General features: G+C 44.9%; 29 protein-coding genes. All 29 read right to left on the bottom strand.

What is annotated here, in order from left to right:
- Positions 1 to 149 precede the first annotated feature (149 nt).
- The gene (gene ssaU / locus ACLJTG_RS01450) at positions 150 to 1208 is read right to left on the bottom strand and encodes an SPI-2 type III secretion system apparatus protein SsaU (RefSeq protein WP_001291715.1); all 1059 of its coding nucleotides are present in this window, start codon (positions 1206 to 1208) and stop codon (positions 150 to 152) included.
- Positions 1205 to 1984, bottom strand: coding sequence for an SPI-2 type III secretion system apparatus protein SsaT (gene ssaT, locus ACLJTG_RS01445; protein ID WP_000068768.1), 780 nt, complete (start codon positions 1982 to 1984; stop codon positions 1205 to 1207). The genes ssaU and ssaT overlap by 4 nt, the downstream gene beginning before the upstream one ends.
- Positions 1985 to 2251: an SPI-2 type III secretion system apparatus protein SsaS gene (gene ssas, locus ACLJTG_RS01440; protein ID WP_000999982.1), complete on the bottom strand. Its 267-nt coding sequence runs from the start codon at positions 2249 to 2251 to the stop codon at positions 1985 to 1987.
- Positions 2248 to 2895: an SPI-2 type III secretion system export apparatus protein SsaR gene (gene ssaR, locus ACLJTG_RS01435; RefSeq protein ID WP_000056368.1), complete on the bottom strand. Its 648-nt coding sequence runs from the start codon at positions 2893 to 2895 to the stop codon at positions 2248 to 2250. Before ssaR ends, ssas begins: the two co-directional genes overlap by 4 nt.
- A gap of 67 nt (positions 2896 to 2962) precedes the next feature.
- Entirely contained in the window at positions 2963 to 3931 is a 969-nt protein-coding gene (ssaQ, locus tag ACLJTG_RS01430; protein WP_000944187.1) for an SPI-2 type III secretion system cytoplasmic ring protein SsaQ, read from the bottom strand.
- Positions 3912 to 4286, bottom strand: coding sequence for an SPI-2 type III secretion system apparatus protein SsaP (gene ssaP / locus ACLJTG_RS01425; protein ID WP_001223304.1), 375 nt, complete (start codon positions 4284 to 4286; stop codon positions 3912 to 3914). Before ssaP ends, ssaQ begins: the two co-directional genes overlap by 20 nt.
- Positions 4267 to 4644, bottom strand: a complete 378-nt coding sequence (gene ssaO / locus ACLJTG_RS01420) for an SPI-2 type III secretion system apparatus protein SsaO (RefSeq protein ID WP_000449089.1) — start codon at positions 4642 to 4644, stop codon at positions 4267 to 4269. The genes ssaP and ssaO overlap by 20 nt, the downstream gene beginning before the upstream one ends.
- 2 nt (positions 4645 to 4646) lie before the next feature.
- Positions 4647 to 5948, bottom strand: coding sequence for a SctN family type III secretion system ATPase SsaN (gene ssaN / locus ACLJTG_RS01415; protein WP_021000298.1), 1302 nt, complete (start codon positions 5946 to 5948; stop codon positions 4647 to 4649).
- On the bottom strand, positions 5938 to 7983 hold the full coding sequence (gene ssaV / locus ACLJTG_RS01410; protein WP_001258231.1) for an SPI-2 type III secretion system apparatus protein SsaV: 2046 nt from the start codon (positions 7981 to 7983) through the stop codon (positions 5938 to 5940). The genes ssaN and ssaV overlap by 11 nt, the downstream gene beginning before the upstream one ends.
- Complete coding sequence (ssaM, locus tag ACLJTG_RS01405; RefSeq protein ID WP_000383702.1) at positions 7968 to 8336, bottom strand: SPI-2 type III secretion system apparatus protein SsaM; 369 nt, start codon at positions 8334 to 8336, stop codon at positions 7968 to 7970. Before ssaM ends, ssaV begins: the two co-directional genes overlap by 16 nt.
- A gap of 57 nt (positions 8337 to 8393) precedes the next feature.
- The gene (gene ssaL / locus ACLJTG_RS01400) at positions 8394 to 9410 is read right to left on the bottom strand and encodes an SPI-2 type III secretion system apparatus protein SsaL (RefSeq protein ID WP_000238879.1); all 1017 of its coding nucleotides are present in this window, start codon (positions 9408 to 9410) and stop codon (positions 8394 to 8396) included.
- Positions 9376 to 10050, bottom strand: coding sequence for an SPI-2 type III secretion system apparatus protein SsaK (ssaK, locus tag ACLJTG_RS01395; protein ID WP_000011212.1), 675 nt, complete (start codon positions 10048 to 10050; stop codon positions 9376 to 9378). The genes ssaL and ssaK overlap by 35 nt, the downstream gene beginning before the upstream one ends.
- Entirely contained in the window at positions 10047 to 10595 is a 549-nt protein-coding gene (locus ACLJTG_RS01390; protein ID WP_001531605.1) for a type III secretion system domain-containing protein, read from the bottom strand. Before ACLJTG_RS01390 ends, ssaK begins: the two co-directional genes overlap by 4 nt.
- A 17-nt stretch (positions 10596 to 10612) precedes the next feature.
- On the bottom strand, positions 10613 to 11362 hold the full coding sequence (ssaJ, locus tag ACLJTG_RS01385) for an SPI-2 type III secretion system apparatus lipoprotein SsaJ (protein WP_000862878.1): 750 nt from the start codon (positions 11360 to 11362) through the stop codon (positions 10613 to 10615).
- Positions 11359 to 11607, bottom strand: a complete 249-nt coding sequence (ssaI, locus tag ACLJTG_RS01380) for a SctI family type III secretion system inner rod subunit SsaI (protein ID WP_001574409.1) — start codon at positions 11605 to 11607, stop codon at positions 11359 to 11361. The genes ssaJ and ssaI overlap by 4 nt, the downstream gene beginning before the upstream one ends.
- 11 nt (positions 11608 to 11618) lie before the next feature.
- A complete protein-coding gene (locus tag ACLJTG_RS01375) occupies positions 11619 to 11909 on the bottom strand; it encodes an EscG/YscG/SsaH family type III secretion system needle protein co-chaperone (RefSeq protein WP_000444713.1) in 291 nt (96 codons plus the stop codon).
- On the bottom strand, positions 11887 to 12102 hold the full coding sequence (ssaG, locus tag ACLJTG_RS01370; RefSeq protein WP_000350226.1) for a type III secretion system needle filament protein SsaG: 216 nt from the start codon (positions 12100 to 12102) through the stop codon (positions 11887 to 11889). The genes ACLJTG_RS01375 and ssaG overlap by 23 nt, the downstream gene beginning before the upstream one ends.
- A gap of 93 nt (positions 12103 to 12195) precedes the next feature.
- On the bottom strand, positions 12196 to 12885 hold the full coding sequence (gene sseG / locus ACLJTG_RS01365; RefSeq protein ID WP_000805835.1) for a pathogenicity island 2 effector protein SseG: 690 nt from the start codon (positions 12883 to 12885) through the stop codon (positions 12196 to 12198).
- A complete protein-coding gene (sseF, locus tag ACLJTG_RS01360) occupies positions 12882 to 13664 on the bottom strand; it encodes a type III secretion systems effector SseF (protein WP_000690717.1) in 783 nt (260 codons plus the stop codon). The genes sseG and sseF overlap by 4 nt, the downstream gene beginning before the upstream one ends.
- Positions 13665 to 13679: 15 nt before the next feature.
- The gene (gene sscB / locus ACLJTG_RS01355; protein ID WP_000979963.1) at positions 13680 to 14114 is read right to left on the bottom strand and encodes a SycD/LcrH family type III secretion system chaperone SscB; all 435 of its coding nucleotides are present in this window, start codon (positions 14112 to 14114) and stop codon (positions 13680 to 13682) included.
- Between the two features lie 51 nt (positions 14115 to 14165).
- Complete coding sequence (gene sseE, locus ACLJTG_RS01350; RefSeq protein WP_021000295.1) at positions 14166 to 14582, bottom strand: LcrR family type III secretion system chaperone SseE; 417 nt, start codon at positions 14580 to 14582, stop codon at positions 14166 to 14168.
- A 2-nt stretch (positions 14583 to 14584) separates the two neighbouring features.
- Positions 14585 to 15172 (bottom strand): SPI-2 type III secretion system translocon protein SseD, encoded by a 588-nt coding sequence (gene sseD, locus ACLJTG_RS01345; RefSeq protein ID WP_000388329.1) that lies wholly within the window; start codon positions 15170 to 15172, stop codon positions 14585 to 14587.
- A gap of 15 nt (positions 15173 to 15187) precedes the next feature.
- The gene (gene sseC, locus ACLJTG_RS01340; protein WP_001079751.1) at positions 15188 to 16642 is read right to left on the bottom strand and encodes an SPI-2 type III secretion system translocon protein SseC; all 1455 of its coding nucleotides are present in this window, start codon (positions 16640 to 16642) and stop codon (positions 15188 to 15190) included.
- A 2-nt stretch (positions 16643 to 16644) separates the two neighbouring features.
- Positions 16645 to 17118: a SycD/LcrH family type III secretion system chaperone SscA gene (sscA, locus tag ACLJTG_RS01335; RefSeq protein ID WP_000711026.1), complete on the bottom strand. Its 474-nt coding sequence runs from the start codon at positions 17116 to 17118 to the stop codon at positions 16645 to 16647.
- Positions 17115 to 17705 carry an SPI-2 type III secretion system translocon protein SseB gene (sseB, locus tag ACLJTG_RS01330; RefSeq protein ID WP_000094422.1) on the bottom strand — a complete coding sequence of 197 codons (591 nt, stop codon included), beginning with the start codon at positions 17703 to 17705 and terminating at the stop codon, positions 17115 to 17117. Before sseB ends, sscA begins: the two co-directional genes overlap by 4 nt.
- Before the next feature lie 6 nt (positions 17706 to 17711).
- Positions 17712 to 18038, bottom strand: coding sequence for an SPI-2 type III secretion system chaperone SseA (gene sseA, locus ACLJTG_RS01325; protein ID WP_000972855.1), 327 nt, complete (start codon positions 18036 to 18038; stop codon positions 17712 to 17714).
- A 263-nt stretch (positions 18039 to 18301) separates the two neighbouring features.
- On the bottom strand, positions 18302 to 18544 hold the full coding sequence (gene ssaE / locus ACLJTG_RS01320; protein ID WP_000210202.1) for a YscE family type III secretion system co-chaperone SsaE: 243 nt from the start codon (positions 18542 to 18544) through the stop codon (positions 18302 to 18304).
- Positions 18545 to 18551: 7 nt separating this feature from the next.
- The gene (gene ssaD, locus ACLJTG_RS01315; RefSeq protein ID WP_000323791.1) at positions 18552 to 19763 is read right to left on the bottom strand and encodes a SctD family type III secretion system inner membrane ring subunit SsaD; all 1212 of its coding nucleotides are present in this window, start codon (positions 19761 to 19763) and stop codon (positions 18552 to 18554) included.
- On the bottom strand, positions 19744 to 21237 hold the full coding sequence (spiA, locus tag ACLJTG_RS01310) for an SPI-2 type III secretion system protein SpiA (RefSeq protein ID WP_000261279.1): 1494 nt from the start codon (positions 21235 to 21237) through the stop codon (positions 19744 to 19746). Before spiA ends, ssaD begins: the two co-directional genes overlap by 20 nt.

Genomic DNA, 21237 nt, shown 5'->3' with positions numbered 1-21237 from the left:
TCTTGTTTAATTTTATAATACGCTATCTGGTGCTTGTGCCAGGCTAAAAGCGATTATTTTCAGTCTCTCACCTTTATCGTCAAGCACTGCTCTATACGCTATTACCCTCTTAACCTTCGCAGTGGCCTGAAGAAGCATACCAAAAGCATTTATGGTGTTTCGGTAGAATGCGCATAATCTATCTTCATCACCATACGTAACAAGGCTGCAACGGGTTCAAATAACGTTTCAGGAATTTTATCTCCGCGTTCCACTTCAAAAAATAATGAGCGGGCCAGCTCAACATTTTCAACAACGGGGATGCAGTTGCGTTCAGCGATGTTAACAATATAGTTAGCTTGAGCATCACTGCCTTTTTCCAGGACGCGTGGTATTGGCATATCGGTGGGATGATAGCCAAGACAAACCGCAATATGCGTTGGATTACGCACTACCGCAACAGATTGTTTAACAGATTGAGCTAAACTCCCACTTTGTATTTCACTCTGCATTTCCCGACGCCGTGTCTTCATTTGAGGGTCGCCCTCCAGATCTTTATGCTCTTGTTTTACGTCATCTTTACTCATTTTTAGATCTTTTCTAATCTTATAATATTGAAAAGAATAGTCCAGTATGCCAACGACGATATAAAAAGCCATCACCCCTACCCATAACCATTTTATTAAAGAAGAAACCACAAGCACGCCACAGGCTAACCCACAGTACGGTAGCGCCCGAAAAGTACTGGCATAATAATAAAAGAAAAAGGCAAAGATAAGAGATAACATGATAACTTTTAGGCTGGATTTACATAATTCTACTACGCTATGTAAAGAGAATATCTGCTTAAAATTACTTACCGGATTTATATGCTCGCTTTTAAAACCTATGGCCTTGCTGGCAATAACCACCCCCACCTGAAGAAACACGCTACCCACAGTAGCAACTATTACCCCAGCGCCCAGAAACAGCAGTGCAGAAGTCAGTGACTCTATTAAAGCATGACTCAATTGCGTTAATGCATAAGAAAATGGTTTATTTACTAATTGTAATGTGAAAGTTATTGACTCAATCAGTATCAAAATCATCTTTTCAGTAAAGAAATGAAAATACAAATAAAGCGCAATCAGCTGAAATAATGATGTTATTTCAATACTTTTGACAACCTGCCCTTCCTTACGGCCATCACGTAATTTCTTTTCTGTAGGCTGTTCTGTTTTCTCGCTCATACAGATGGAAACCAGTCTTTTAGATAAATATAAAATTTATCGCTTTCAACCAAATAGTGATGAAGAGCATAAGGGAATGAGATCAGGAGCGTCAGTAGAACCAATATACTTTTGAGCGGCATTGAGAAGAAAAACACATTCAATTGTTGTGCCGACCGATTTAAAAGACCTAAAGCCAGATCGGCTAATACCATACATATTATGGCAGGAAGAGAGAAGCTGATGCATAATTGATAAAGCGTTCTCCACTCTGCCTGGATATATTTTAAAAATTGCCGGTCAAATAATAAAGTACGCCCTGGTGGTAAATATTGATATGACTCATACAGAATGTTTAATATAAACTCCATGCCGCCGCTTATAAAGAAAATAACACACAAGAACTGGCTGAAAAGCAAGCCAAAAAGTGAGGTTTCAGCTTCTATTGTAGAATTGAATATCGTACCCATTGTCGCGCCACGTAAAGTATCAAGCAGAAACCCCGCCATATCAACGGCCCAAAAGGGAACCGCCGCACAAAACCCAATTAAAAAACCAATAATCACCTCTCCGGTGACTAACCCTAACCAGCTGTAATCTTTACCAATATGCATCATAATCTTCTGCTGGTAAATGATTGGTAATATGGGAAAGGTAAGTGACATAAGCACGCCATTACGTAAAATCGCGGACCCTAAACTGCCACTTTTTAATAGGGGAAGTAATAAAGAGAGGCTCAATGGTCGAATAAAAGCCACAGCCAATGCAATAAGCCACTCATTTACCTGTTGTGCCATTCAACCATGCTCTCCAATTCGTAACATTATCTGCCGGGTATAATTCAACAGGATACCGCTAAGCCATGGGTAGCTGACCATTAAGGTTATTGCAATTGCCAATAATTTAATCATGAACTGTAGCGTTTGGTCCTGTATTTGAGTCAAGGCCTGAACAAGGCTTACGATGACACCAACTACCGATGCCACCAACACCACCGGCATAGACGTAAAAAGGACGATCCATAAAAGTTGCGTTACAAATTGCGTCAATTCAGAATCATTCATGAAAAGCTCTGTACCAATTGCGCCAGTGTCAGATCCCAACCGCCTGCCAGTAAAAATATTAGCAGCTTAAACGGTAATGAAATGGTCATTGGCGATACCATCATCATCCCCATAGCCAGCAGTATATTTGAAATAAGCAGGTCAATAGCCAGAAAGGGAAGATAAATAAGTAATCCAATCCGAAATGCCTGCGTCAACTGACTCACCGTAAATGCCGGAATTAATATGAGCAAAGAATCAGGTTTTATCTTTCTTTTTATGTCTTCAGGCCAGGTTCGTTTTATCAAACTCCGAAAATAATTGGCTTCCTTCTCTTCAGAGTTTTTTTGCAAAAACTGTCGATAAGGCGCTAATGCTTTACTGTCCCACTCAGACGTCCAGAAAGGAGCGCCAGCGACCTGAACCGGATGCCAGCGCTCTTTTACAGCTAATAGCGTCGGCCCCATAATGAATAAGGAAAGTACAAGCGCGAGGCCATACAGTGCGATATTTGGGGGAACTTGTTGAATACCCAGAGCATTTCGTAAAATCGAAAATACCACCGCCAGTTTAAGGAAAGAGGTTCCCATGACGATAATGAGAGGCAGTATTGAAAGCAGAAACAATATACCAATCAGTTGCAAAGGCGAATCGGGTAAAGACATACTGTATCTCTCATGACACGACCTGGAACGCTATTATATTGTTCGCATATTATTTTTCTTATCAGGTTTACGCTGTATTTTTGCAAAGATACCAACGTGTAATACGCACCATAAATTCATTGCCACAGGCAATCAACTCACCTTGCCCAATAATACGGTCATTTACTCTTATCGTCACCTCTGGCGCAAAACATCCACCTACAGGCAAAACGTCCCCCGTTTTAAGTTGTCGTAATTGTCCAATTTCCAGACTCGCACGTCCGATCTCAAAGAGCACCTGTTGTGGTATCTGCTCAAGTTCTACTGAAGATGTTCCGTCACTCTTTGACATTGGACTCCCTGACGCAAGTAGCGTTTCGATATCCTGGACTAATTCATCAAATTTCATCGTGTTATCCTCTGTCAGCAACACCCTCGCGTAGATCCCCCCAGGTAGTTGAATAGCAAAAAAACCGAGTCTGATGTCGCCAAAGCAATGAATCCGAACGCCCATGCCGATTTCGATAGACTCAAGTTCAATTAACGTAAGCTGGCACCAGCCTAAATATACAGGGACTACTACAGGAGGGGCAGGATAAATCTGTTGTCGCTCAGCAGAAAGCTCTCCGACTATATTGCGCAAAAAACCCGTTGGCCATGTAAAAATAATGCTATGGAACTCATGTTCTTCAACTGTCCATTTAATATGCAACGCTAGCTGATGTGGTAGATTACTGCAGGATGTTGGCGGCTCGTTCTGACAGAGGGTTGCATCACTGGCTTGCAATAACGGCGCCAGCCCCCATTCAGCTATTCCATATAGCAATTCAGGATCGATAGCCGATCGATTAGCGGTGCCAATTAGCCCTTCACACCAGCGCTGCCAGCATTGTTCTGCAATCCACACCCTACCCAGCTCATTATGATAATGTATGGTAAATAATGTCCCTTGCTGTACTGGATATTGTTGCATACTCAATGTCAGCTCACCAATGGTAGCGCCTTGCGTTGGAAGTATCTCCACCCACGGACGCTCTTCATTCGCTATTCTTAACATAGAATATCTCCAGGGAAATTATATACCCCATATGCAGCAACTGAGACTCCAGCCACTGCTTTAGCGCTTTCATCGAACGGTAAATTTCATGATGAGGGACATTGATTCTTAACTGGATTAGCCCCCCTGATTCACAGACTTCACACTCTACACCGTCAAGATAACCGCCACTAACACGATAACGTTGCGTGAAAACCACGTTCTTATTCAATGCTGCAGGAGGATTATTCTCACCAATGGGTAATGCCTGGTGCATGAGTTGTTCAAAGTCCATACGTTCCGCCTCCGCCTCGTTATCATCCTGATAAGACTGGCATGGCAACCCAAGACTTCCCTCAACTTTGGTAATACGCATCGCTTAATACCATAGTAATTTTTTCTTTCTTTTTCATAAGCGCATTAAAATTCTTCTGTAATTCGCTTCGCCGGGAGACAAGCTGCTGATACTGATTCTCTAACTGCTGCCGTTGCGTCAAAAAGCTCTGCGCCTGAGTGAATAACCCGGCCATTTGTTGTTTCTTATCCAACAATAAATGACAAGATAACGTACCTTGCCAGCCCATTAATTCTTTCAGTCTGGTAGACACTGCTAAAGCGCGCGTCTGGCAAATCTGCTGTTCAGTAATAATCGCCTGTTGCTGCTGATCAAGTACGGTAAGTTTGCCGCGTAATTGCTTTTCACGCCGCGCGATTATCTCCAGCAAAGTTTCCATGATCACTCGGTGAGTATTTGGTGTAATTTTTCTATGAGTAGCTCGGGTCCGCATACTTCATCCTTACTTTGTCGCAAAAATGTGCAAATATCCGGATAGGTATCAATGGCTTTGTCAGTATCTGTATCAACTCCTCGCTGGTATTCCCCAATGCGTATTAATAGTTCAACCTCCTGGTAAAGCGCCAGGCACCGTCGCAATATCGCCGCCAGTTGACGATGCTCATGGCTGGTAACGACTGGAAAAACGCGGCTGAGCGTTGCCAACACGTCAATGGCAGGATAATGCCCCCTCTCTGCAAGCCGTCGGGATAGCACAATATGTCCGTCAAGCAGTGAACGGACTTCATCCGCCAACGGCTCATTCATATCATCGCCTTCCACCAGTACCGTATAAAATGCGGTAATGCTGCCTTTTTCCCCCATTCCTGTACGTTCTAAAAGTCGTGGCAATGCACTAAATACGCCTGGCGGATATTCTCCAGAAACCGCGGTCTCTCCGGCGGCCAGAGCGATTTCCCGTGCGGCCCTGGCATAACGCGTCAGTGAGTCGGCAAGCAAGACGACTCGCTTTCCATTATCGCGAAAAAATTCTGCTATCGTGGTGGCCACAAACAGCGCCCTCACGCGCTCTAAGGCGGGTCTGTCAGAGGTTGCGACGACAATGACACAACGTTTTCGGGTCTCTTCAGACAGTGTAAAATCGATGAACTCGCGGACTTCTCGTCCACGTTCACCAATTAACACCAGAACATTGCAGTCTGCGTCTGGAGCATTACACAGCATCGCCAGAAGCGTGCTTTTCCCCACGCCAGGAGCAGAAAAAATACCCACTCGTTGCCCTTCGCCACAGGTCGCAACGCTATCAATAGCGCGAATCCCCGTCATTAATGGTTGAGTGATAGGCTGTCGAACCATTGCGGGAGGAGGCATTGCATCATAGTCTTTCCAGCAGACGTCGGGCAGTGCGCGGCCATCAAGGGGACGACCAAAACCATCAATGACTCGCCCTAATAACGCTTCGCCCACGGGAACCTGATGGCGTCGCCTTAAGGCCATCACTTGCTGCCCGCAGTGAAGTCCGATAGTACTCGTAAAAGGAGATAGCAAAGCTTTGCTGCCATTAATCCCCACGACTTCAGCAAGTTCTTCCCCAGGCTTTATACAGCACAACTCGCCCATAAATACCCCAGGCAACCACGCATTTAACAACGTTGCGCTGACATCCTGAATTCGGCCCCATCGACAATAACCATCGGGGGGCGGATATTTCAGCCTCAGACGTTGCATCAATTCATTCTTCATTGTCCGCCAACTCCTCTTCGCTAAGGTCAATACTTTCTACCACTTGTATAAGGCTCTCCTCTCCTAATTCCTGCCATGACAAAATCGGTACGTCGAACAAGGTGGCTTCTGTAATTTTTCGCAAGAAACGTCGGGTGTCGACAGAAGTGACAATGAATAATTTGGCTGACTGCTTCAGCGCCTGCTCGATAAGTTGCAGGATCTGCGTCTTATGACGAGACGACAGCGCAGTATAGGTCCCCATTGCCGTCTGGCGAATGGATTCACGCACGAGGTTCTCAATACCTTCGCCGATCCGCAAAATCGGCAGCGGTTTTCCTTCCGGATTAAGACGACGCAGAATATGACGGCGAAGCGCGATACGGACATATTCTGTCAACATCAGGACATCTTTTTCACGTGGCGCCCAATCAATTAAGGTGCCGAAAATAAGACGTAAATCTCTAATAGAAACCCGCTCTGATACAAGCCGTTGCAAAGTTTCAGCGATTTTATTAATGGGTAACTGGCGCTGAAGCTCTTTCACCAGCTCAGAGTAGTTTTTTTCCATCGCATTCATTAGATAACGCGTTTCCTGAACACCAATAAACTCTCCCATATGCCGAAGCAGGACACATTTTAATAAGGCAGAGATACGTTGGCTGCCCGCGAAAACGTCCAGTCCAAAACCTTGCGCCTTATGGGCCATGTCTTTTGTAAGCCAACAGATCTGCCCCATCCCGTTCGGTAACGTCTGGCTGTCACCCACCACACTAGCGTCCGCGCCTATCAATAAATAATCCGCCTGAGCGGGAATAGATAAACTAAATACGGGTTCCTGATATAGCAGTACCGTCAATTTTTCGGTGGGTTCAGGCAAAACCTCAATATTCACCTCAGGGAGAGGGACGCCGGTATCCTCAAATAAAAACCATCTCATGGCGTCAATATCACGAATCAGGTCGGCAGAATGTAACGTCGGGCTAAGACGTAAGATTAGAGGACATGCGCCGGGAACCATACTATCTTTTTCCGGTGCTTCGACGCCATTTGCGGAAACCACAGACTTTTTGCGGCGAATGAGGATAATTGGCAATGCTAACAACGCTGAAAAGAAAGCGAGAGTGATAAAAGGAAAGCCAGGAATTAAAGCGAGGAGCATTAAAACCACAGCGGTTAATATGAGCGACTGAGGTTGTCTGGCAATTTGAGAACTCAACTCTGTCGCCAGGTTCTGGCGTTTCTCACCCGGGACACGGGTGACAATAATTCCCGCGCTAAGGGAAATCAGCAGCGATGGAATTTGCCCACATAAACCATCTCCGATTGACAGTACGCTATAAGTGTGAACAGCCTCACTCATCGACATATCATATTGTACGATAGCGATAATGATACCGCCGATAATGTTCACCAGAACAACAATAATACCGGCAATCGTATCGCCTTTAACAAATTTCATCGCACCGTCCATCGCACCGAGAAAGCGGCTTTCCTGCTGGACATGCTGTCTTAATGTACGGGCATGGTCTGCATCGATAACTCCGGCACGCAAATCGCCATCGATACTCATTTGTTTGCCTGGCATCCCATCAAGCGAGAAACGTGCGCTAACTTCCGCCACCCTCTCGATACCTTTTGTAATGACAATAAATTGCACGATAGTAATGATGGTAAATACGACCAACCCAACGGTGAGATTTCCTCCTACGACAAACTTACCGAAAGCATCCACAATATTACCGGCATTATGTTGTAACAGTACCAGCCGTGATGTGCTGATTGTGAGTGACAAACGATATAATGTAGTAATAAGTAATAAAGACGGAAATACCGATAAATCGAGAGGGTCACTAAGATAAATAGCAATTAAGAGCAGGATCACTGAAAACATAAGGTTGATAGTAATCAGGATATCAACCATCCAGGTCGGCAAAGGTAACAGCATCATCACAATAGCGATTAATAACACCGTCGCCAGAACCATATCCTGCCGACCCGCGCATACACTGAGCCACTGTTGCGCCCTGACTCCCTCACCTAACCATGAACGCATTGCGACTCCAGAAATTTTATTTGTCGATGATGTAATCGTAACCAGAGCTCGGCGGAGCTGGAAAGAGGTGGAGAACAACTCATTGCAAGCCCATCGCGCAACAAAAATAATCGTTGAGGAATACCCTGGAACGCTGCGGGTTTCCAGTTAGCCAACGCTTTAAAAAGCAGTTCTTCGTCTAAGAAGGTTTGCTTGAGTATCTGACATAAGTGAATACGACCGTTATGATAGTTTAGATAGGTTTCATATTGTCCTTGCCGCCAGAACATATTGGTTGCTAAAGGCCGTTCAGCTAATCCTGCTAATTGAATAAAAAGCTGAATATTACGTTCAGTAATGAGATCCCAATCCATCCTGACGCCTCATGATGAGCCAGAAAGCCAATTTACCTAAATATTGAAAGCCAGGTATCAGAATAAAACCTGATTTATCTTTACTTCACGAAGCGTTTCGAGAATTTGTTCACGTTGATCTTCGTCGTTAAAACAGTTATCGGGTATCAGCATAAACTGCGCATCAAGTTGTTGGAGTAACCGATTGAACATCTTCGATGAAGAAACTATAGCGGTAAGTCTATCAAGCAACCAATCACTGAAAAGCCAGCGCTCACAAATGATATCGAGTAGTAGCGGCAGTAATGTATTAGGCGGCAACTGGCAAATCCACTCCTCACGCTGGCACTCTTTTTCAAGGCCAAGGAATAACAGCAAACGACGCAAACGTACTAATGCTGCGGCCAGACGACTTTGCTCCGAAGGTTCGATGCATATGCTAAGTTCAAAGGCTATGGCTCTTAGCAAAATACGGACCCGTTCACAGCGATCCGGCCAGTCTGCCACGCGTCTGAACCACTGCGATAAGGGCATTTCATCGTTGTCTATCGCCTGTTGCATAAAACGTTTCAGAGAGGACAGCGTAGCGGTATCCACTTCGCCAAGTTCCAGTAAACTAAAAACGGCAAGTTCCCATCCCTCCTCCGCTGTAAGCGTATCCAGTTGCGATTGCAAATCGCGTTTTTTCTTTTTTGACAACCCGCCGGCAGTAAGCGCCATTGCAAGAGCGATAATTTGATACGCATTCTGTAAATCAGGATCACTATTCTCTTCGGTAAGCGGACGCAACGTTGCCCCATTATCCTCCTGTATTTGTTTTATCAAACGCAGCAAAGCCTGCTGTCTGCGCTCCAGTTTCTCAGCATCAATGAATTTATTACTTTCGCGCAGTTTACCACTCAGCGCCATTCCTATTTCTTCCATCGTCTCATAGAGCGCTGCCCCCGTCGTTTCCTGTAACTCCTGGAGAGCTAACATTGAAGGCGAAATAACCTCTTGTTCCTCTATAACCTGGCCAGGGGTAAATGCTGTAGGGGGCGTCATTTTTATCTCATTAATTTTAATATTCATCGCGACCTCTTTTATCTTCACCATTACGTAACCATTTCAGTAACGCGTTGAAATGACGAGAAAGTGAAAACTCAACGGCATATCGTGTTGAGGAAAGTTCAGCCTGATCGGGAGAGAAACCAGGCTCGATAATCAACGTAAACCGCTTGCCAAAAGTTTCACGCATCAATGCCTCTTTTTCAGGATGAATACGCAAATAAAGCGCTCCCTCTTCCGCCATAGCCGTGGCCTGGCGTGCCAGACGATGGCACATAACACTGTCTACCGACTGTTGGTCGAACCAGGCCAACAGAACCTGTTCTATACTATTTTTAATATGATGCGCTGCGTGATCGACCAATGAACGAAATTGATTTTCATCGTCTTGTAAATGTTTTACATGCTGTTCCAGCCATTCCACTTCCATTTTTTCCAGCGTATTTTTACGCAAGCACGCTAGTTCTTGTTGCTGCTCAACTTTCTGTTCACGCTGATAACGATAGGCGTCTCGGATGATTTTTTCAGCCTTACGGTAAGCGGAGCTCACAATAGCATGTGAAACGCTCTTAGCTTGTTGCTCTTGCGCAAATAAAGTTAATTGTAATGTTATCCACTGTGACTCAATAATATTTCGAGCGGGTAGCTTATGGTTAATTTCCGTCAGAGGAAGTGAAGTAAAACTCATAGCAAATGCTCCATGAAGATAATCTCGGTAAGAGAAGTCTTCGGCCAAAGTATACGCTGCGGAGGGGGTAATAATACTAATAGCGCATGTAAAACCGCATCGTCATGCGCTTCCCGATTAAGAATGGCGGTACCGATCTGCAATGCAGTTTGTTGCATCACTTGCGGAGGAAGTAATTTGCCATCTCTTTGCCCCAACCAACCATATAGCTGCCAGATCTCATCCTCGCTAAACCACTGTAGAAGCAATTGCCGATACTCTGGTAGCATAAAATAGTCACTACACCTGAGTTTGAATAATCCCAGCCCAAAGGCAAATGCCGATATACGCGGCGCAAGACGAACCTGCCGTTTTTGCCTGTCATTTAAACAGGCTGGAATAACAGAGCTTCCTCTTAGTCTATTTAACGCTCTGTCAAGAAGACGATCCAACTCGGGCCGATCGCCATAACGCCAGCAGTTTGAAGGATGAAAACCCAGCTTATCCAGCCATTCCGGTACAGCGTAACGAGCAGGTTGCCAGAAATAACGATAAAGTTGCAACACCTCGGGATCAGGTCGGCTCAAAAACGGCGTCTCAGGCAAAAATAGCCGATCAGGATGCCCACTCCTAATAACAGTCCTGTCAACGATAACATCAACTGATAAGGGTATTTCATCAACCACTTCTCCACCTTCCCTTTATTGGCGTTGATCACGTCCATAATCCAGAATGTTTGTCTCGCGGGTACATCAGGTACCATTCTGAATTCAGCAGGCTGCATCAAGATACTAATCTTACTGTATTGCAACCCAGGGATTGACATCTCTATTAAATCTTTAATTTTTACCCGAAAGGCCTCCATATTGACCTGAGGTGAATATTTTATAAATACGGCAACTGAGCTCGGAGAAGCGTTACTTCCCTCATCATAAGTCGGTAGCGCAATGGTCACTTTTGCATTAATCACGCCCTCCATCTGACTCAGCATTCCTTCAATTCTTTGTTCTTTTAAAAAATTAATCTTCTGCTGTTCTTCCTGGGGTGATACCACTAACTGATTAGCCGGAAACATCTTATCCGCCGTTGTAAACTGCCTATGCGGATAACCGTTAAGTCTAAGTAGCTCAACCGCATTAATAAACTGCGACTGCTCGACACGTAAGGTTACACCATCCTCTTCCTGTTTTTTTTCCGCATCAATATGATGCTGCATAAGTAATGCCAGCATTTGATTCGCTTCATCTTCTGGCAATGAGCGATAAAGATCCACATCACATGCCGTAAGAAAGAACGTAAGGACAGTAAGAAATACTATACGATGAACCTTCATGCCATGTTATCCAGCTTATTAAGCGCTTGCGATGCTGCGCCTGATATTCTGGCAAGATAATCGACGCCTACCGTTAACTGCATATAATCCATTTGTCTGGTCAACATAACCTGCGGTAATAAAGCACTGGCGTTACTGGTGGATGCTTCATCTTTCAGCAATTGTTCAAAAAAATTAATTTGCTCCTGGCTCGGTTCTGCAGAGGACTTTACATAAGATTGAGTGCTTACAGGCACTACGCTCATATCAGAAATATTCAATTTTCAAACCCCTCATTTGGTGCAGGAAATAACAGACGCAGCGCCATAGCCTCTGGCAAATCAATATCCGATAAAATTTTCGCGGCTTTTAGCGGCTCATTTAAACCCGCCAACAATAATGCCAGACATACCAACTGTAATTTTTTATCCGGAACAATAACCGTTAGCGCTGGTAACATCGCATGTACCTGGGAAATCAGGCTATGGTTAACGCCCGCAAACATGATTTCCAGCAGCAACCGTCGAACATCGTCGCTAATAACTTCAGATTTTAGCAATGATTCCACTAAGCATATCCTTGATCATTTTGATCAGTGAACTTTCGTAATTAATAAATGTAGAATACTGCTGTAAGGCAAATTGCGCTTTAATCATCGATTCTGGGTTGAGCAAATCATTACCATTCATTTTGTCATTAATGGCCTGGCCTGCCTGGTGCGCCATGTGGGAGAGCATATCCACTAATTGTGCAATATCCATAATGCTTTTCCTTAAAATAAATACATCGTAAGGATACTGGCAACATAGCAAAATTTAGAAAGCAATGAACATCCGGTATATACCTGAAAACGATTACTCCGGCGCACGTTGTTCTGGCGTTACCTGAGCCAGCAAACGATATAATGGGCTGCTGACCTGCATACCGGTCATTGCCATCCCATCCATACCGAAGCGAGTAAAACTCATTAGTCCATAGGTAATATCATTAAGACGCTCTAATAAATGAGGCTGTAGTCCCAAACTACCACTCCAGTATGAATGAGTCATTACCGTCGCGGTTAAGGCTAATCTACCGCCCAGGGAGACGGCTTTAGCAATCGCCATACTTTTGCGTTGATTGGCGAAACAATTAGCAATATAAAAAACGGCATTGCCTATACTGTCGTGAGCCATAGGCAAATGATGTTTATGATGGTAGATAAGACAGGCGACATCCGCAATGGCAATAGCAAGGCCAATCCCTGCCAGGGCTACGAGCGGCGCGCCTCCACCACTTAGCACTGTTAATGCTATTCCAGCGGAACAGCATAAAATCTGTCCGCCCAAAATAACCGTTTGCCAACTAAAAATTTCTTTTGGAAAACACTCTATCACTCGTTTCGCAAGTCCGGCCAATAACCGCTCTTTTCCTTGTTGAGGACCTATTCTACCACTCTCCATATTGGTTTCCGGATGTGGCAATGAGGGACATGGAGGTGATTCCTCAGGCGCGTTAACAGGACGTTGCCCTGCTACCTGAGCATTTGGGCTAACAGGTTTCATGGTTCTCCCCGAGATGTATGACCAGAACTGTCCATTAATGCAGGTGCAGTAGCAGATTGACAGAGCGCTGCCATTTGTTCCGCCAATAACGCACTGGGATCGGCATGAAGTTCATCAACAGAATTTTCCTGATCGTCGCCAGAGGGGCGGGCAAGGCAATAATCCAGTACCGCACCTATCGCCGTCAGGCTAACGGAGGTAATTACACTCCCCATGTCCAAAGAGGCCGCAATATTTTCAGCCGCGGGCAGTGGAAACTGTAGGGGTAAAACCAACATAGAAATAGCGATTCCTGAACGTATTAATAAAGAAAGACAATTAGCAAGGGTGTTAGCGCAGTTAAGACTTGCCCCACATTTTAAGGCCAGCGCACTGACCACAAGAGCAACGCTATCACTGGCGGTTTGTAATGGCTCCTTTTGCTGACATATCGATTGATAATTATGATACGCACAGCAAGCATCCCCAATAGCAATCACGAGCGCCGCCCCCGCAAGAATAGCAATGGGTAATCCTGCCCCGCCAGAAATTACCGCTGCAGCAACCGATAACCCAAACACGACTGTCGCACCCAGCGCACGAATAGTATATTGCATAAAATGTATAGCATAATCCCTCTGCTGCCTTATTTGCTCAGGCGTAAGCAGCACAGGGGCTGCGGGGGTGCCAGGCGCTGGAATTTCAGGGGGAGGAAACGATACCTCCTTCGCTTGTATATCGGAAGGAGGACTATTACCATCGACTATATTACTTGCCGCTGACGGAATATGAATTTTCATATTTCGTTCTGTTATTTAAGCAATAAGAGTATCAACCATTATTTGCGCATTCTGGCGAATCTCACTCCATGAGGCATCCGCATAACTCATCTTGATTGCGGTTTGAAAAGCCTCTCTCGCCAACCCGGGTTCCCCCATCATTTTGAGACAGACGCCCGTTTGGTAAACCGGTTCTGGATGGCTGGCATCCAGCATCAAGGCATGTCCATAGAAATTAATGGCCGTCGTGTATTCTTTAAGCATCATCCAGGTGCCAGCCAATGCAATATGGGCACGCCAACTCCATGGCTGGGCCATCACCAGCCAACTAAAATCGATTACGGCGCGCGAATAATCCCCCTCCTGCCATGAGGCGTAACCACTGGCATAAACGGTTTCCGGATCAACGGATAATAGCTGTTTCAGAATGTCTTCGGGTATTTTATTTTTCTGATCTTCTTTCATCATCATACCTATTGATTGTTATTTTCACGTGATAATGATTTACGTCAGGAAGGTCATTTAAAAACGTCGCTGGATAAGATGCTCGGCGGATAAAACTGTCCAGTTATCGCCATCAAGCTGTGTAAAGGTCGCTCCCATTACTGTCAGGATGCGCAATAATTTCCTGCGTAGCATAGCTTTTTTTTCATCCAGAACGTCGATGATTATCAACATCTTTAAACATGTTAACTGCGGGTGATGCACAAATATCCCGCGTAAAAGTCCCAGTAAGTGAAACAATTGCTGTGGTCGAGGTTGCCCGGGCGTCAGGCGTCTAAACTCACAAATAATCATTTCTTTTGCCTCAATACGATAGATCACCAGGTAAGGCGATAATATAAACTGCTGCCCAAGTAATATGGCGGTCTCCCCTAAATATGCAGGCTCAGTAAACACCTGATGCCGACGCAACCATTGCTCTATTTCTTGCACCATATTTACCTCGTTAATGCCCGGAGTATTTCAGCAAGAACCGTGACCAGTGACGACCCCACGCCGATGATTTGCTGCATAATTTCAGTTGCTTTCTCCATAATGTCCGTCAGGGATTTATTATAAGATTGGGCCCCATTTTGTTGCAGGTCGGCAATCGCTTTATCTTGATCACTTTGACGTTGCGCTACACCGGCCCCCAGGCCCATGACTCCCCCAGCGGTGTGTCCTACGGCTTGACCCGCTATAAGACCGGTTTCCCCGCCTACAGCCCCTAATCCTATCGTCAGCACTCCCGACAACATGGCGCCACCCGCAGTAATCATTGATGCTTTAAACGCTTGATCAATTGTTTTCATTTGCGTCTGCAAAACATTGACTTGCAGTTCCCAGGACAGTCGTTGTTTTTCTACGTTATAGCTGCGCATGATATCGCGCAGCTTTTTGGCAAGCTCCATTAGCTTCATCCAGATATCATCAAATAACAGAAGCATTGATTCAGTACCCATTCCCTCCCCGGAGGGAGATGGAGTGGAAGAAGGCGTTAACAAGGAAGGCGCTGGTAATACCAGTGCTACGTTACTCGCTTCCATATTTTTATCCTCAGATTAAGCGCGCCAGCCAGCTATTCTCGCCTGAACGCTACTATAGTGATCAATGGTATCTAATACATCTCTAAGCGCGGCACCGCTACCCTTATAAAGCTCCTCTAAGCGTTTTTGTTCTATCTTTTTTTGGTCATCCGTTTGTTGCATTATGAAATCCAGAAACCGTTGCTGAGTTATTAATTGCTCTATTTTCTTTTCAAGCTTCGCTTTTTCTGTGTTAACCATGCCAGTATTCATCTGATTGGCACCCTCGGTTGCACATCTGATAGCCTGTAAGCCTTTAAATGAACAATCCCTCAGTAAGGCATACAGGATTTTTTTGAACATATTGAAGAGAACTTTATTACGAAAATTTTTTAACAGAAACTTTTCCCCTTCTTGCACACATTTTTCCAGGGCTTCTTTTGCCGCTTCTTTTGCCATGGCTTTCACCCCCTCTTTCGTAAAGCTTTTTCCCGCGCTTCGCGTCATATTATTTTCTACGTTACGAGAAAACTCGGCAGCCTCCTCTGCCATCTCATTCGCCATAGCCATTTCACGTTCAAGCGGCTCAAATTGTTTGGAAAAACTTTCGCTCACTTCTTCGCCAAACTTTTCAGCCAACGCCTCTATTTCTGCTTCCCCTGCACCTACCATACGCTCAACCATTTCCTCGCCAAAACCGGAGTCAAGCACTTTTGCAGCTGCGCCAGATAAACCTCTCGTCGCCATAAAAGCACGGCCAATCTGGAAAACATCCAGTGCCAGCGCGACGGCTTCACAACCAAATTGAATCTTACTTGTCACGTCAATAATCGCCTGACAGGTATCGTGGTCAGCACCGCACATCATTGCCGTTTCGGCTCCGGCTTTAACCATTCCTGCACAACCTGCGGCCATATAAGCTACGCCGCTAGCCATTTCTGCGGGATTACCGGACAGAAAACCTTCCACAACTTTTAAGGCGCCAATCACGGTTTCAAATATGCCGGTAATCCAGTCAAAAATAGCGCCAAAAATGCCCGCTTTACGCGCTTTATCCTCCTGCTCTATCGCTTTCTGGATCTGCTCCTGATACTCCTTTACCTGCTTATCACGTAATGCATTTTGCACCTCAGTTGCCCGCTCAAGCTGTTGGCATAACGATTGAGCGTTATTACCAAAAACGCTGAGTATTAATGTCGTCATCAACATTGATAAAACCGCGGGATTGGTCTGCAAAAAGTCAGGCAATGATGGACGCTTATGATTTCCGGGTACGGCATCAAGCAGTTGCTTCAACGCATTGCTTGCCTCCTGAAGACTAATTTTCCCGGATAGCAGACACGCGGCGTTGCCATCGCCAAAAGTAGAATTCACACGATGCTGGCGCTTTCCCAGCGAACCCGAGGAAACGCAACTGACATTGCTTAAGTGATGATGTGTTAAGGCGGTTACTCCTGCGGCGCTATCGCTATTACTGTGAATTCGATTCATTTTTAGCTCCTGTCAGAAAGTTGCTGTAACATCTTTTCTGCACGCTGTCGGAGAATTTGATGTTCACTGACCTCGCCGCAAATACGCACCACGGCCTTTAACGCTTTGATTGCATAATAGACGTTATCACACGCGAGATAGCATTCCGCTGCGGCCCATGGCGCCTGCGGCGCATCAATCTTAATTTGTGCCGCGCGTCCATAAGCGTATATCGCTTCCCCCCAATGTTTTTGAGCCTGGCAGCATTCCCCTAACCTAAACCAGTAGTCAAATGACCAGGCATCATATATCGTCAACAATTGAAAAAGTCGCGCTGCGCCGGCGAACTCTTTTACCTCCATAAGCTGCATGGCATAGCGATACAGAGTATTAAGCGGCTGTGTAACATCGTCATCCAACAACATACGCAGCGAGCCGCCACGCCGGAAAAACCGCATCGTGTCATGTGCCTGTTGTAGGGTCGGGTCTTTTTTCATGAGTACGTTTTCTGCGCTATCATACTGGAAATTTCCCCCCACTTACTGATAAGCCCTGTCAGTTGGGTAAGGACAGCGTTAAGCTCCTGAGACATTTTTTGAATTGTTATCTGCCCCTGACTCATAAGATCGGTATTCCGGTTGGCGTCATTATCCAAAGCCGCTTTGATCGCCTGTAGGCCACCTTTATCCAGCTTCCCATGATCGCCATATTTAGCCATATAATCATCAATGGTCATACCATCGATGAGAATACCATTATCACGCATGTATTTAATTACATCCTCAGGCACCTCCTCTTTGGTTTTAGCATCCCCTTTGGCTGCTTTAGCAATCACCTCATCCATCTCATTTGACTTTTCCTGGGTATTTCTGGCACGTTCAGCGTTCTTCTGGACTTCAATAAATTTATTATTTGCGATAGCCTGAATAACCATAAGGAGAATAAGCAAAACACCATACCCTTCGGCAAACGGATTTTGCTGGGATAAGTCATCCTGGCTCCCGGTATCAGCGTTGCTGACGCCGAAGCTATTTTTAAACACAATAGGGTTTTGACTTCCCCATAAGATGTTTCCTGAAGACATTATGCTTTACCTTTTTGTTTTTCCTGACGGTATCTCCACCGGGGCTTGAGCATTAAGTTGTTTCAGTCGTACTTCAAGTTGTTTAAACAAACTTACTATTTTCTTTAAATCCTTCTCGGCCTCCTGGTTAACCCCGGCAACGCCTTGTGGAAATAGGTTATGAAGAATACTCTCTGTCTCTCTGCTCTTTTTGGGGCTCTCTGCCCTTTCAGCAAGCTGTTGACTCACCTTAGCCCGGATTTGGTGAAATTTTTTAAGACAGTGATTTAGCTGCATGTAACTTTGCTCTAAATCACGATATTCACTAAACGCAGCCTTTTTCTTTATCATCATTCCCCTCCATATACACGATAGATAATTAACGTGCTAACTAAGAGCCTATCCCATTAGGGCTATTTTACTTGCCATTTTGAACCTGGGCAGTGCTCGCCAAAACGCGTTAGCGTTTTGAACGCCGCTAGCGGCGGCCCGAAGGGCGAGCGTAGCGAGTCAAACCTCACGTACTACGTGTACGCTGCGGTTTTTGCGCGCTATCCGTGTCCAAACTGGCTGCGCCAATTAACGCCTGGTGGGATAGGCTCTAAGATATTTTTACTTTACTCTTGCTCACTCACTACAAGTGCGCTGTTATGGTAACGATAATAAATAATGTTGATGATATTTTCGGCCTGCTCGATCGCTTCAAGCAATAAGGTGTTTTGCTGATATTGCTGCGGATCCTGTAACTTGCCGTTGTTCTCTTCTAACTGTTTCCGGGCAGCCCTTAATTGTAAAATTATGCCTTTGGCCTCTTCACGCGAATGAAGCAGCAAATCTTCTAACCGGGTCAAAGTTGTCATTTTCCACTCACTTAAAATCTAATGGATAGTTAATCAAAGTATCATAATGTTTAATCGTTACCACATCGGCACTCAGATGGACAATTTCTCCCCCATTGGGTAACAATGCCCCTACACGTAAACGCTCTTTATTCGTCAGTAATAAGTAATTACCATGGCGACTCTGTACAAAGCCAGCCACTGGCGCAGGCAGATACTTGCTTTCATCATGGGAAGGCGCAATATCCTGATAAATTAAAGAAAGAGCGGGATCCTTTTTCTTTAATGCTGCTAACGTTTCTTGCAAAATGCGTTGATGAGATTCATCCAGTACACCACTGATAACAAAAGAGCGCCGCATTGGCGTAACATTGACAAGCCCCACTAAACCGTTCTCTATTATCGCAGAAATAATATCATCCCCCTGAGACTGATGAGAGTGACTAATCTGCCAGTGCAATAACCCGGGAATATCTGCAAGTAATGGTTGAACCTTACGCCATTGCTGATCCATTTGTATATCATCATGAATTAACACGCTCCCCGGCCCTTCGCTGGATACTTCAGCATGCGGGTAACCCATTTTTATCAAAACATCCTGCACTTCTCGTACCAATAAGTCATCACAGATTACACCATCCCGATACATGACCCCCCATGATTCGAGAGTCGCTCTCACCTTTTGCATCTGTTCGCTTGACGAGCAATAACCGGACAACTGCAGGCTGCCATCTTCTTTCCATTGCGCCCGCACATAATGAATATTGCTTTTGTCTAATAAAAACTTAACCCGCAAAGGTAAGTCATTTACCGTTTCAGGCTGACCACTAATACTTAACAGGACCCCCATTCCACCGATAAAAATCAAGAATACGCCAGCCAACCACCAGTAGCCTGATCTGGAAACGGGTATTTGATAATCAGCAAGTTCACAATCCTGTTTACCAAACGCGATAGCCACTCCCGCAACCTGCAAAACCCCACTGGATGGTAGCGGCTTATTTGGATTAAATCTGCGGCCATTAACTCTAACTCTGGCTTTCCCGGCATCAACAAATAAATTATCTGCCTGTTCTCTCAGAATAATTTTTTCATTTATAGTAAGCGGAATACAAATATCGCATCCTTTCTCCCCCAGTGACAGGTTACCTTCATTCAGCCATACTTCCCGGCCTTGTAAAACGTGACCTAAAAAACGTATTTTCCAGGAGCTCTTTGGATTAACCATGAGATATGCCATTATTTACTACTGAGGCTTTAATCAAAAAAAGCCTGATTACACTATGTACTTGAGTCGTATCATTGCGAAACAAATGACCTACGACAGGAATATCGCCCAATAAAGGAATTTTATTTTGCGAGTGGATTTGTTTACCTTGTTTAAATCCTCCCAGCAATAGACTTTGCCCGGCCAATAATGTGGCCTGCGAAGCAATTTCAGAATTTTGCACTTCGGGCAGCGGGTCTGTTTCGCTTTGCGTATCACTTTGTTGTCCATCCTGAATATTAAGATTAAGCATTATTTTTTGCGTGCCATTATCATTTAACAAGCGAGGTGTAACGCGCAACAAAGAACCCGTAGTGATGGATTCAAGTTTAGCCACTTTTTCTCCCTGCAGTTTGGTATAGAAAGTAATATTTTTATCCAGCACAGCCTGGATATTATTTAAAGTCACCACAGATGGCTGGGAAAGTACATAAGCCTGAGAGCTTTTTTCCAGGGCATTCAAACGCACCATAAAGTTTGAGGTATCGCTGATTACCGTTGAAAAACCGCTAGCACCACCGTCATTCAAACCTGTATTGAACGCAATTTTCTTGCCACCCAGCGACACTGCCGTTCCCCAGTCGATGCCTAACTGGTTAATATCTCCAGCATTAACATCGATAATTTTCACCGAAATCTCTATCATCTGCTGGCGTTGATCTAATTCTGTGATAAGTTTCCGATACCCGGCCATATTGGCCGCATAATCACGAACGATCACTGCATTCTGGCGTGGGTCGGCAGCAAACATGGGCAATGCCTGTGTAGCGGGTGAACCATTGTTCGTCGATGACGCCGGTACGCTGGTTTTACTCATCTCACGCAATACACTCACGACCCCTGGAACCACGACGGACTGATCGCGATATTGGTATTGGGTATCCATCGCAGTGGCATACTTAAGCGTGTATATACTTACACTCACCGCACTGTCTTTTCGTTTGATTAACGCATTATCCAGCACTGAAGCTAATTGACTAATACGAGTCAGGCAGCTGGGAACACCGCTCACCTCCACAGCTTTGGTACCGGTAATTTCTTTAACCTCGCATCCCGGTGATGAAAGGATATTCTGGCTGCGTAAGTAATGAATGAACCGTCCAGTAGATAAAATATTGAAAGTGATAACCTGATGTTTTAATAACGATGCAGGATATACATATAACATGCTGCCATCAAACCAGGTAAGCAAATCATATTGTGCTGCCAGGTTATTCAAAATATCGACCGGTGGTCCAGGCGGAATTTTTCCACTAAATGTAGCTGTTATCAATGGGCTAATAGTAATAGCCGTATCATAGTTCTCTGAGAGCAGATGTAAAACCTCTGCTAATGGCATTTGTCTGGCATAAAGGGTGAAGTCATTACCTTTCCATGATAACTCATCACTCTTTGCTGTATTGAGTATAAATAGTAAAATTAAGATTAAACGTTTATTTACTACCAT

Source organism: Salmonella sp. SAL00672, from assembly GCF_046552175.1.
GTDB classification, from domain to species: Bacteria; Pseudomonadota; Gammaproteobacteria; order Enterobacterales; family Enterobacteriaceae; genus Salmonella; species Salmonella enterica.
The sequence above is the reverse complement of the archived record's forward strand: the minus strand, read 5'-3'. Positions and strand labels throughout refer to the sequence as shown.

What these genes read in the sequence shown, in the direction of transcription:
- ssaU (WP_001291715.1), bottom strand. Translation starts at nt 1,208, where the DNA reads ATGAGCGAGAAAACAGAACAGCCTACAGAAAAGAAATTACGTGATGGC.
- ssaT (WP_000068768.1), bottom strand. Translation starts at nt 1,984, where the DNA reads ATGGCACAACAGGTAAATGAGTGGCTTATTGCATTGGCTGTGGCTTTT.
- ssas (WP_000999982.1), bottom strand. Translation starts at nt 2,251, where the DNA reads ATGAATGATTCTGAATTGACGCAATTTGTAACGCAACTTTTATGGATC.
- ssaR (WP_000056368.1), bottom strand. Translation starts at nt 2,895, where the DNA reads ATGTCTTTACCCGATTCGCCTTTGCAACTGATTGGTATATTGTTTCTG.
- ssaQ (WP_000944187.1), bottom strand. Translation starts at nt 3,931, where the DNA reads ATGTTAAGAATAGCGAATGAAGAGCGTCCGTGGGTGGAGATACTTCCA.
- ssaP (WP_001223304.1), bottom strand. Translation starts at nt 4,286, where the DNA reads ATGCGTATTACCAAAGTTGAGGGAAGTCTTGGGTTGCCATGCCAGTCT.
- ssaO (WP_000449089.1), bottom strand. Translation starts at nt 4,644, where the DNA reads ATGGAAACTTTGCTGGAGATAATCGCGCGGCGTGAAAAGCAATTACGC.
- ssaN (WP_021000298.1), bottom strand. Translation starts at nt 5,948, where the DNA reads ATGAAGAATGAATTGATGCAACGTCTGAGGCTGAAATATCCGCCCCCC.
- ssaV (WP_001258231.1), bottom strand. Translation starts at nt 7,983, where the DNA reads ATGCGTTCATGGTTAGGTGAGGGAGTCAGGGCGCAACAGTGGCTCAGT.
- ssaM (WP_000383702.1), bottom strand. Translation starts at nt 8,336, where the DNA reads ATGGATTGGGATCTCATTACTGAACGTAATATTCAGCTTTTTATTCAA.
- ssaL (WP_000238879.1), bottom strand. Translation starts at nt 9,410, where the DNA reads ATGGTGAAGATAAAAGAGGTCGCGATGAATATTAAAATTAATGAGATA.
- ssaK (WP_000011212.1), bottom strand. Translation starts at nt 10,050, where the DNA reads ATGAGTTTTACTTCACTTCCTCTGACGGAAATTAACCATAAGCTACCC.
- ssaJ (WP_000862878.1), bottom strand. Translation starts at nt 11,362, where the DNA reads ATGAAGGTTCATCGTATAGTATTTCTTACTGTCCTTACGTTCTTTCTT.
- ssaI (WP_001574409.1), bottom strand. Translation starts at nt 11,607, where the DNA reads ATGAGCGTAGTGCCTGTAAGCACTCAATCTTATGTAAAGTCCTCTGCA.
- ssaG (WP_000350226.1), bottom strand. Translation starts at nt 12,102, where the DNA reads ATGGATATTGCACAATTAGTGGATATGCTCTCCCACATGGCGCACCAG.
- sseG (WP_000805835.1), bottom strand. Translation starts at nt 12,885, where the DNA reads ATGAAACCTGTTAGCCCAAATGCTCAGGTAGCAGGGCAACGTCCTGTT.
- sseF (WP_000690717.1), bottom strand. Translation starts at nt 13,664, where the DNA reads ATGAAAATTCATATTCCGTCAGCGGCAAGTAATATAGTCGATGGTAAT.
- sscB (WP_000979963.1), bottom strand. Translation starts at nt 14,114, where the DNA reads ATGATGATGAAAGAAGATCAGAAAAATAAAATACCCGAAGACATTCTG.
- sseE (WP_021000295.1), bottom strand. Translation starts at nt 14,582, where the DNA reads ATGGTGCAAGAAATAGAGCAATGGTTGCGTCGGCATCAGGTGTTTACT.
- sseD (WP_000388329.1), bottom strand. Translation starts at nt 15,172, where the DNA reads ATGGAAGCGAGTAACGTAGCACTGGTATTACCAGCGCCTTCCTTGTTA.
- sseC (WP_001079751.1), bottom strand. Translation starts at nt 16,642, where the DNA reads ATGAATCGAATTCACAGTAATAGCGATAGCGCCGCAGGAGTAACCGCC.
- sscA (WP_000711026.1), bottom strand. Translation starts at nt 17,118, where the DNA reads ATGAAAAAAGACCCGACCCTACAACAGGCACATGACACGATGCGGTTT.
- sseB (WP_000094422.1), bottom strand. Translation starts at nt 17,705, where the DNA reads ATGTCTTCAGGAAACATCTTATGGGGAAGTCAAAACCCTATTGTGTTT.
- sseA (WP_000972855.1), bottom strand. Translation starts at nt 18,038, where the DNA reads ATGATGATAAAGAAAAAGGCTGCGTTTAGTGAATATCGTGATTTAGAG.
- ssaE (WP_000210202.1), bottom strand. Translation starts at nt 18,544, where the DNA reads ATGACAACTTTGACCCGGTTAGAAGATTTGCTGCTTCATTCGCGTGAA.
- ssaD (WP_000323791.1), bottom strand. Translation starts at nt 19,763, where the DNA reads ATGGCATATCTCATGGTTAATCCAAAGAGCTCCTGGAAAATACGTTTT.
- spiA (WP_000261279.1), bottom strand. Translation starts at nt 21,237, where the DNA reads ATGGTAGTAAATAAACGTTTAATCTTAATTTTACTATTTATACTCAAT.